This is a genomic window from Streptomyces smaragdinus, from assembly GCF_009604385.1.
In the GTDB taxonomy this organism is placed as follows: Bacteria; Actinomycetota; Actinomycetes; order Streptomycetales; family Streptomycetaceae; genus Streptomyces; species Streptomyces smaragdinus.
In genome coordinates this window covers 72,546-82,278 of the sequence record NZ_WEGJ01000032.1, presented here as the reverse complement: position 1 = coordinate 82,278, position 9,733 = coordinate 72,546, and the positions used below count along the sequence as shown (strand labels likewise).

Below are 9,733 nucleotides of genomic sequence, written 5' to 3'. Positions count from 1 at the left end.
GCGATTGGGAAACGCCCGGTTACATTCCGAACCCGGAAGCTAAGCCTTTCCGCGCCGATGGTACTGCAGGGGGGACCCTGTGGGAGAGTAGGTCGCCGCCGAACAATTTTTAGCCTCAACCCCCGGCCGTAGGTCGGGGGTTGAGGCATTTTTGCTTTCAGGTCAGTGAGGCGGTCCCAACCACATTGCACTTGGGGTATGATCAATCCCGCTGGCGCAGCGCCCCAATAGCTCAGTCGGCAGAGCGTCTCCATGGTAAGGAGAAGGTCAACGGTTCGATTCCGTTTTGGGGCTCAGAGAAACGAAGGCCCCCCGCCGTCCGGCGGGGGGCCTTCGTCATGTGCCGGGACGGCGTCAGCCGTTGCGCTGGGCCGGAACGCGCATCGCCAGGATCGCCATGTCGTCCGACGCCGGTTCGGCCGCGAAGCGTTCCACCGCGCGCATGATGCGGGCCGCGACCGCTCCGGCCGTCAGGCCCGTGCAGGTGGCCAGGACGTCGGTGAGGCCCTCGTCGCCCAGCATGCGCGTGCCCTCGCGGCGTTCGGTGACGCCGTCCGTGACGCACAGGAGGACGTCGCCCGGGTCGAGGGTGATGCGCTCCTCGTACAGCTCGAGGTCCTCGATCACGCCCAGCAGCGGCTGGGGTTCGGCGGCCGGGGTGACCGTGCCGTCGGGGCGCAGGCGCAGGGGGAGGGGGTGGCCGGCGCAGACGACCTTCAGGACCGCGCTGCCGTCCGGCTGGGGCCACAGCTCGCCGTACAGCAGGGTGAGGAAGCGGCTGCGGGAGCCCTCGTCGAGGATCGCGGAGTTCAGGCGCTCCAGGACCGCGGGGCCGCCGAAGCCCTCGCGGGCGAGCAGGCGCAGGGCGTGGCGGGCGAGGCCCGTCACGGCGGCGGCCTCGGGGCCGGTGCCGCAGACGTCGCCGATGGCGAAGCCGTACGCGCCGTCGCGGATGGGGAAGAGGTCGTAGAAGTCGCCGCCGACCTCGTTGCCCTCGCCGGCCGCGCGGTAGATGACGTCCACCTCGACGCCGTCGACCGTGGGCAGGCCCGGGGGGAGGAGGCTGCGCTGGAGGGACTGGCTGATCGCCGTGCGCTCGGAGTACAGGCGGGCGTTGTCCAGGGCCAGGGCGGCCCGGCGGGACATGTCCTCGGCCAGCTCCAGGATCTCCTGGCGGAAGTGCTCGTCCGCCGCCTTGCCGAGGACCAGCAGGCCGATGACGCGGTTGCGGGCGACCAGCGGGAGGACGACCGTCTCGCCGCCGACGGCCGCGGCCGTGGCGAGGGAGGGGACAGTCTCCGCGGCTGTGCCGAGGCTGAGGCTGCGGAACGAGGTGCGCAGGGCGGCGGCGTGGGCCGTGTCGGCGGGGGCGCTCCACTGGCGGGCGCCGGGGGACAGGACGGGCTCCGGCGGGGCGATGCGGGCGAGGAGGGCGCGCAGGTCGTCGATGCGGTCCTCGTCCTCGTGGAGTACGTACGACAGCTCGGGGTCCGCTCCCTCGGCCAGGGTGTAGACGGCGCACCAGCCGGCCAGTGTGGGCACCGTCATCTGGGCCATGAGGGCCAGCGTCTGATCGCGGTCCAGGGTGCCGGCGAGGAGGTCGGAGGCCTCGACGAGGAAGGAGAGGGAGCCGCGGCGCAGCCGCTCCAGCTCGCCCAGGCGGGCCGATTCGACGGCCAGGGCGATGCGGTCGGCGGCGAACTGCAGGCGCAGGGCCTCCTCGTTCGTGTAGCGGCCCGGGGACTCGGCGGCGACGCCCAGGGAGCCGGTGAGGCGGCCCTCGACCTTCAGCGGGACCGTGACGGCGGAGCGCATGCCGGTGGCGGCCAGCAGGGGGACGGCCATCGGGTCGGCGGTCAGGTCCTCGTGGACGGCGGGCATGCGGGCGGAGCCGTAGCGGCCGGTGCCGGTCTCGACGGGGACGCGGGCGAAGCGCTGGCGGGCGGAGGGGAGGCCGGTGGAGGCGCGGACCTCGAGCTCGGTCTCGTCGTCGGTGGCCAGCAGCAGGTAGGCGGCGTCGCCGTCCAGTATGTCGCGGGCGCGCTCCACCGTGCGCTGGAGGAGGCCGTCGAGGTCGTCGGGCGCGGGGGAGCCGATGAAGGCGTCGAACGGGTCGGCGCCGGCGCGGCCGCCCTCGCCCTGCGCCGGGGCGGCCGGGTCCTGGGCGGCGGGGCGGTTCGGGGTCTGGAGTACGGCGCGCTCGCGGTCGCGGACGAGCAGGCAGACGGTGGTGGGGTCACCGGCGGAGTCGCGCAGGCGCAGGTGGGAGGCGTACACGGGGATGACGCGGCCGTCGGAGCCGCGGATGCCGTACGAGCCCTCCCAGCGGGAGTGGCGCAGGGCGTCGGCCAGTCCGGTGCCCGTGCCGGGGGTGTGCGGCCAGGCGGCGAGTTCGCCCAGGGGCTTGCCGAGGACCTTCTCCGGGTCGTACCCGAACATCTCGCGGGCGTCGTCGTTCCAGCCGCTGACCGAGCCGCCGCGGTCGATCTGGACGACGGCGACGCGGACCTTGGACTCGGCGGCCAGCGGCAGGTCGTCGACCGGGAGGACGGGGCCCGCGGTGCGGGTGCCGGCCAGGGGCTCGTCGACGTCGAGCTGGAACCAGACCTGCTTGGCCGTCGAGGTGTACTCCACGCCCCAGCGGGACGCCAGCGCCGCGCACAGCATGAGACCGCGGCCGCCCTCGCGCTCGGGGGAGGAGGGGGCGTGCTCGGATTCGTCGAGCGGGAGTTCGCGTTCCGGATAGCGGTCGGACACCTCGACGCGTACGGCCGCGTCCGTACGCAGACAGCTGACCCGCACGGACGTGCCGGCGTGCACCACCGCGTTGGTGACCAGCTCGCTGGTCAGCACCACCGCGTCGTCCGTGATCTCCGTGGAACCCCAGCCCTGCAGGGTGTCCCGGACGAAGGCGCGCGCGGAGGCGACCGATCGTCCTACCGGCTCGAAGGTGGCCGTCGCCCGCGCCGCCAGCCTTGTTGTCACAGCACAGGACTCCTCTGGACGTCTCAACGGTCGGCCACCGGGTAGGTGCCCGATTCCGGCGGGGGCAACGCATCGGACACGGATCCGGCCGAAGCCGGTCCGACGGCCGGTGATCCCGGTGGGAAAAGGGCGGAGATGACAGGGTAACCGGGTGGTGCCTCCGTGAGAGGTGACTATGGGTCAACGAGCGAGGCTTTCGCCGGTCACGTGGCCCGTACCGGCCCTCGCGGTGCGCGGGGGTGAAAGACTGGGAAGGCTACGAGGGACCGTCAGGGGTCCGCCTCGGGCCGACGAAACCCGCGGGAGGGACAAGTGGACGCAGGCGCACCGGCGCGGGTGAGCAGCACGCGCACGAGGGGCGGCGCCCCCGCCCGAGGCTCCCGCAACGCGGGCACCACCGAGGTGGATACGGCGGCCCTGCACAAGCTGCTGACCTCGCTCGAAGCGATGCGGGACGGCAATTTCCGCCGGCGCGTACCGCCGGTGGGCGAAGGTGTCGTGGCGCAGATCGCGGTGGTGCTGAACGAGGTCGCCGAGCGCAATCTGCATCTGACGGGTGAGCTCGCGCGGGTCCGCCGGATGGTCGGGCGTGAGGGAAAACTCACAGAGCGGCTGGAGCTCGGTGCCTGCGAGGGTTCGTGGGCCGCGGCCATCGAAGGCTCCAACGCGCTGGTGGATGATCTCGTGCGCCCCCTGGCCGATGTGGGCCGGGTGCTGACGGCCGTCGCCGACGGTGATCTGGACCAGCGGATGGATCTGCGGCCGCAGGGCTCCGACGGGGTGCCCAGGCCCCTGCGCGGCGACTTCCTGCGGGTGGGCCGGACGGTGAACTCGCTGGTCGACCAGTTGTCGGCGTTCACGGACGAGGTGACGCGGGTCGCCAGCGAGGTGGGCACCGAGGGCAAGCTCGGCGGTCAGGCCAAGGTGCGCGGTATGTCCGGTTCGTGGAAGGACCTCACGGACTCCGTGAACACCATGGCGTCGCGGCTGACGGCGCAGGTGCGGGATATCGCGCTGGTGACGACGGCGGTGGCCGAGGGCGATCTGACGCGTAAGGTCACGGTCCATGTCGAGGGCGAGATGGCGGCGTTGAAGAACACCGTCAACACGATGGTCGACCAGTTGTCCGCGTTCTCCTTCGAGGTCACCCGCGTCGCCCGCGAGGTCGGTACGGAGGGGGAGCTCGGCGGCCAGGCCCGGGTGCCGGGCGCGGCGGGCACCTGGCGGGATCTCACGGACAACGTCAATCTGATGGCGTCGAACCTGACCTCGCAGGTCCGTAACATCGCGCAGGTCACGACGGCCGTGGCGAACGGCGACCTGTCGCAGAAGGTCACGGTCAGCGCGCGCGGCGAGGTCGCGCAGCTCGCGGACACGATCAACACGATGACGGAGACGCTGCGCACCTTCGCCGACGAGGTGACCCGGGTCGCCAGCGAGGTCGGTGCGGAGGGGCGGCTCGGCGGTCAGGCGCAGGTGCCCGGGGCGGCCGGGATCTGGAAGGACCTGACGGACTCCGTGAACACGGCGTTCCGTAACCTCACCGGGCAGGTGCGGGACATCGCGCAGGTGACGACGGCGGTGGCGAACGGCGATCTGTCGCAGAAGGTCACCGTGGACGTCGCCGGTGAGATGGCGGAGCTGAAGTACACCGTCAACACGATGGTGGACCAGCTCTCGGCGTTCGGTGCCGAAGTCACCCGCGTCGCCCGGGAGATCGGCGTGGAGGGCGAGCTCGGCGGACAGGCGCAGGTGTCGGGCGCCGCCGGTACGTGGAAGGACCTGACGGACTCCGTGAACACGGCGTTCCGTAACCTCACCGGGCAGGTCCGCAACATCGCGCAGGTGACGACGGCGGTGGCGAACGGCGATCTGTCGCAGAAGGTCACCGTGGACGTCTCGGGCGAGATGCTCCAGCTGAAGAACACCGTGAACACGATGGTGGACCAGCTGAGTTCCTTCGCCGACCAGGTGACCCGGATGGCCCGCGACGTGGGCACCGAGGGCCGCCTCGGTGGTCAGGCGCGGGTCGACGGGGTGTCGGGGACGTGGAAGGACCTCACGGACTCCGTGAACTTCATGGCGTCCAACCTGACCCTCCAGGTCCGCAACATCGCCGACGTGACCACCGCCGTCGCCAAGGGCGATCTGTCCAAGAAGATCGAGGTCGACGCCCGCGGCGAGATCCTCGAGCTGAAGAACACCATCAACACGATGGTCGACCAGCTGTCCGCCTTCGCCGAGCAGGTCACCCGCGTCGCCCGCGACGTGGGCACCGAGGGCCGCCTCGGCGGTCAGGCTCAGGTGCAGGGTGTTTCCGGGGTGTGGCGCGACCTCACCGACTCCGTGAACGGCATGGCGGGCAATCTCACCGCCCAGGTCCGCAATATCGCGCAGGTGGCGACGGCCGTGGCGCGCGGCGATCTGTCGCAGAAGATCGATGTGGCCGCCCGGGGCGAGATCCTCGAGTTGAAGAACACCCTGAACACGATGGTGGACCAGCTGTCGTCGTTCGCCGAGCAGGTCACCCGGGTTGCCCGCGAGGTGGGCACGGAGGGTCAGCTGGGCGGCCAGGCCGAGGTGCAGGGTGTGTCGGGTACCTGGAAGGACCTGACGCAGTCGGTGAACTTCATGGCGAACAACCTGACCATCCAGGTCCGCAACATCGCCGAGGTCACGACCGCGGTCGCCAACGGCGACCTGTCCAAGAAGATCACCGTCGACGCGCGCGGCGAGATCCTCGAGCTGGTCACCACGGTCAACACGATGGTGGACCAGCTGTCGTCGTTCGCCGAGCAGGTCACCCGGGTCGCCCGCGAGGTCGGTACGGAGGGTCAGCTGGGCGGCCAGGCGCAGGTGCGCGGCGTCTCGGGCATCTGGAAGGACCTCACGGAGAACGTGAACCTGATGGCGGTCAATCTGACCTCCCAGGTCCGCAACATCTCCCAGGTCGCCACCGCCGTCGCCAACGGCGACCTGACGAAGAAGGTCACCGTCGAGGCCCGCGGCGAGGTCGCCCAGCTGGCCGACACGGTCAACGCGATGGTGACGACGCTGTCGTCGTTCGCCGACGAGGTCACCCGGGTCGCCCGCGAGGTCGGCACCGAGGGTGTCCTGGGCGGCCAGGCGCGCGTCCCCGGGGTGTCGGGGACGTGGAAGGACCTGACGGAGTCCGTGAACTACATGGCCTCCAACCTCACCAACCAGGTCCGCAACATCGCGCAGGTGACCACGGCGGTCGCCAACGGCGACCTGACGAAGAAGATCGACGTCGCCGCGCAGGGCGAGATCCTGGAGCTGAAGAACACCATCAACACGATGGTCACCCAGCTCTCCGCCTTCGGTGACGAGGTGACCCGGGTCGCCCGCGAGGTGGGCACGGAGGGCCGCCTCGGCGGTCAGGCCCGGGTGCCCGGGGTCTCGGGCATCTGGAAGGACCTCACCGAGTCGGTGAACCTGATGGCGAACAACCTGACTTCCCAGGTGCGCAACATCGCCCAGGTCGCCACCGCCGTGACCCGCGGCGACCTCAGCCTCAAGATCGACGCGGACGCCGCGGGCGAGATCCTGGGGCTGCAGGAGTACATCAACACGATGATCGTGAAGCTCCGCGAGACGACCCTGGCCAACAAGGAGCAGGACTGGCTGAAGGGCAATCTGGCCCGGATCTCCGGTCTGCTGCAGGGCCGTCGCGATCTGGAGGATGTGGCCCGGCTCATCATGAGCGAGCTCACCCCGGTCGTCGCCGCCCAGCACGGCGCGTTCTTCATCGCCCGGCCCGTCGGCCCCCGCCCCGGTCCCGCCGGGGAGGGCGATCGGGAGGACTCGTACGAGCTGCGGATGATCGGTTCGTACGGGCATCAGCGCGGCGCCATGCCGACCGTGCTGCGGCCCGGGGAGACGCTCATCGGGACGGCGGCGCAGGAGAAGCGGACGATCCTGGTCGAGAATGTGCCGGAGGGCTATCTGAAGATCGCCTCCGGGCTCGGCGAGGCGCCGCCGGCGCATGTCATCGTCGTTCCGCTGGTCTTCGAGGACAAGGTCCTCGGGGTGGTGGAGCTGGCCGCGTTCCAGACGTTCACCCAGATCCAGAAGGACTTCCTGAGTCAGCTCGCCGAGATGATCGCGACGAGCGTCAACACCATCTCCGTCAACTCCAAGACCGAGATGCTGCTCGAGCAGTCGCAGGAGCTCGCCGCGCAGCTGCGGGACCGCTCGCAGGAGCTGGAGAACCGGCAGAAGGCGCTGGAGGACTCCAACACGGAGCTGGAGGAGAAGGCCGAGCTGCTGGCCCGGCAGAACCGCGACATCGAGATCAAGAACGTCGAGATCGAGGACGCCCGGCAGGGGTTGGAGGAGCGCGCCGAGCAGCTCGCCGTCTCCATGCGCTACAAGTCGGAGTTCCTGGCGAACATGTCGCACGAGCTGCGCACCCCGCTCAACTCGCTGCTGATCCTCGCAAAGCTGCTCGCCGACAACGCGGAGTCCAACCTCACGCCCAAGCAGGTCGAGTTCGCGGAGACCATCCACGGCGCCGGCTCGGACCTGCTCCAGCTCATCAACGACATCCTCGACCTGTCGAAGGTCGAGGCGGGCAAGATGGACGTCAGCCCGACGAAGATCGCGCTGGTGCAGCTGGTGGACTATGTGGAGGCGACGTTCCGGCCGCTGACCGCGGAGAAGGGGCTCGACTTCTCCGTGACGGTCTCGCCGGATCTGCCGGCCACGCTCAACACCGACGAGCAGCGGCTGCTGCAGGTGCTGCGCAATCTGCTGTCGAACGCGGTGAAGTTCACCGACAGCGGGGCGGTGGAGCTGGTGATCCGGTCCGCCGGGAGCGAGGTGCCGGTGGCGATCAAGGAGCAGTTGCTGGAGAACGGCTCGCTGCGCGATCCCGACGGGGCGATGATGGCGTTCTCGGTGACGGACACCGGGATCGGGATCGCGTCGTCGAAGATGCGGGTGATCTTCGAGGCGTTCAAGCAGGCCGACGGGACGACGAGCCGGAAGTACGGCGGTACGGGGCTGGGGCTGTCGATCAGCCGGGAGATCGCGCGGCTGCTGGGCGGGGAGATCCACGCCGACAGCGAGCCGGGGCGCGGGTCCACGTTCACGCTGTATCTGCCGTTGCAGCCCGTGGAGCTGACGCCCGGTCAGCTGATGGCCGAGGCCGCGCATCCGGGAGCGGCCGCGGCCGCTGCTTCCGCCGCCTCCCTCTCCGCCGAGCAGGCGGTGGCCGGGACGGACGCGGACGGGGCGGCGTCGGGTGAGGGTGACGGGGCGCATGTCCTGGTGCCCGGGCAGCCGATCGCGTACGGCGGGCGGCGGGAGCAGCGGGGCGAGGCCGTGCCGCAGTTCAGGGGTGGGTTCAAGGGCGACAAGGTGCTGATCGTCGACGACGACATCCGTAACGTCTTCGCGCTCACCAGCGTGCTGGAGCAGCACGGGCTGGCCGTGCTGTACGCGGAGAACGGGCGGGAGGGCGTCGAGGTGCTCGAGCAGCACGACGACGTCGCCGTGGTGCTGATGGACATCATGATGCCGGAGATGGACGGGTACGCCACGACGTCGGCGATCCGGCGGATGCCGCAGTTCACCGGGCTGCCGATCATCGCGCTCACCGCGAAGGCGATGAAGGGGGACCGGGAGAAGGCCATCGAGTCCGGGGCTTCCGACTATGTCACCAAGCCGGTTGATACTGATCACTTGCTGACCGTCATGCGTCAGTGGATGCACGGAGAGCGATAGCCCGCGGTAGCAATTTCGTACGAACGATGACTCAGTGTGGTCAAGTTGGTGTGAGGACACGAGAAACCGGGAACCTTCTGGTCCCGGAAGGCGTTCCTGCATCATGCACCGTGTCAATCCGGTGACAGGGTGTATCGATGCGGTGGGGTGCGGCTACCATGACGGCCACAAGGGCGGGCGGCGCTACGGGGACGTCCCCAGGGGCGACACCCGGCAGGCTGCCGGGGCGAGGAGGACGGGCCATGGTGCAGAAGGCCAAGATTCTCCTGGTCGACGACCGGCCGGAGAATCTGCTGGCGCTGGAGGCCATCCTTTCCGCGCTCGATCAGACGCTGGTGCGGGCGTCGTCCGGGGAAGAGGCGCTGAAGGCGCTGCTCACGGATGATTTCGCGGTGATCCTCCTCGATGTGCAGATGCCGGGGATGGACGGGTTCGAGACCGCCGCGCACATCAAGCGGCGGGAGCGGACGCGGGACATCCCGATCATCTTCCTGACGGCGATCAACCACGGGCCGCATCACACCTTCCGGGGGTATGCGGCGGGGGCGGTCGACTACATCTCCAAGCCCTTCGATCCGTGGGTGCTGCGGGCCAAGGTGTCTGTTTTCGTCGAGCTGTACATGAAGAACGTGCAGCTTCGGGAGCAGGCGGGACTGCTGCGGATGCAGCTCGAGGGGACCCGGGCCGGGCACAACGGGGGGCGGGCCAAGGACGCCGTCGGGGTGCTGGCCGAGCTGTCGGCCCGGCTGGCCGCGGCCGAGGAGCAGGCCGAGGCGTTGTCGAAGCAGCTGGACGAGTCCGCGGACGCGGCGGCGGTCGCCACGGCGGCCCATCTCGAGCGGAAGCTGTCGGCGTTGCGCAAGGCCCTCGACGCGCTGGAGCCCGGGGCTCCGGGGGTCTGACCCTCCGGTGCGGGAACGGGGCTCCCCGCGCTGTCGGATGTCGGGTGGTCGTGAGCGGAAGCTGCAGGTCCTCCGTGTGATGGACGCGCGCGGACGGT

Annotated in this window: 3 protein-coding genes, 1 tRNA gene and 1 rRNA gene; 4 read left to right on the top strand and 1 reads right to left on the bottom strand. The window is 70.1% G+C overall.

Features of this window, described 5'->3' with window-relative positions; translation table 11 throughout:
* Positions 1-104, top strand: a 5S ribosomal RNA gene (rrf, locus tag SRB5_RS27960); the annotation flags it as partial.
* A 117-nt stretch (positions 105-221) separates the two neighbouring features.
* Positions 222-294 (top strand) — tRNA-Thr (locus tag SRB5_RS27955).
* A 60-nt stretch (positions 295-354) separates the two neighbouring features.
* On the opposite strand, the gene SRB5_RS27950 is transcribed toward SRB5_RS27955, so the two are convergent.
* Positions 355-2,985, bottom strand: a complete 2,631-nt coding sequence (locus SRB5_RS27950) for a SpoIIE family protein phosphatase (RefSeq protein ID WP_323378605.1) — start codon at positions 2,983-2,985, stop codon at positions 355-357.
* Positions 2,986-3,432: 447 nt separating this feature from the next.
* Here SRB5_RS27950 and SRB5_RS27945 point away from each other — a divergent pair, with 447 nt between their 5' ends.
* Together SRB5_RS27945 and SRB5_RS27940 are read left to right on the top strand one after the other, a co-directional pair.
* Positions 3,433-8,733 (top strand): HAMP domain-containing protein, encoded by a 5,301-nt coding sequence (locus tag SRB5_RS27945; RefSeq protein WP_153456237.1) that lies wholly within the window; start codon positions 3,433-3,435, stop codon positions 8,731-8,733.
* 242 nt (positions 8,734-8,975) lie between these two features.
* Entirely contained in the window at positions 8,976-9,635 is a 660-nt protein-coding gene (locus tag SRB5_RS27940) for a response regulator (RefSeq protein ID WP_153456223.1), read from the top strand.
* Positions 9,636-9,733 lie beyond the last annotated feature (98 nt).

Coding starts and splice junctions, on each gene's coding strand:
- SRB5_RS27945 (WP_153456237.1), top strand. CDS start 3,433: ATGCGGGACGGCAATTTCCGCCGGCGCGTACCGCCGGTGGGCGAAGGT.
- SRB5_RS27940 (WP_153456223.1), top strand. CDS start 8,976: ATGGTGCAGAAGGCCAAGATTCTCCTGGTCGACGACCGGCCGGAGAAT.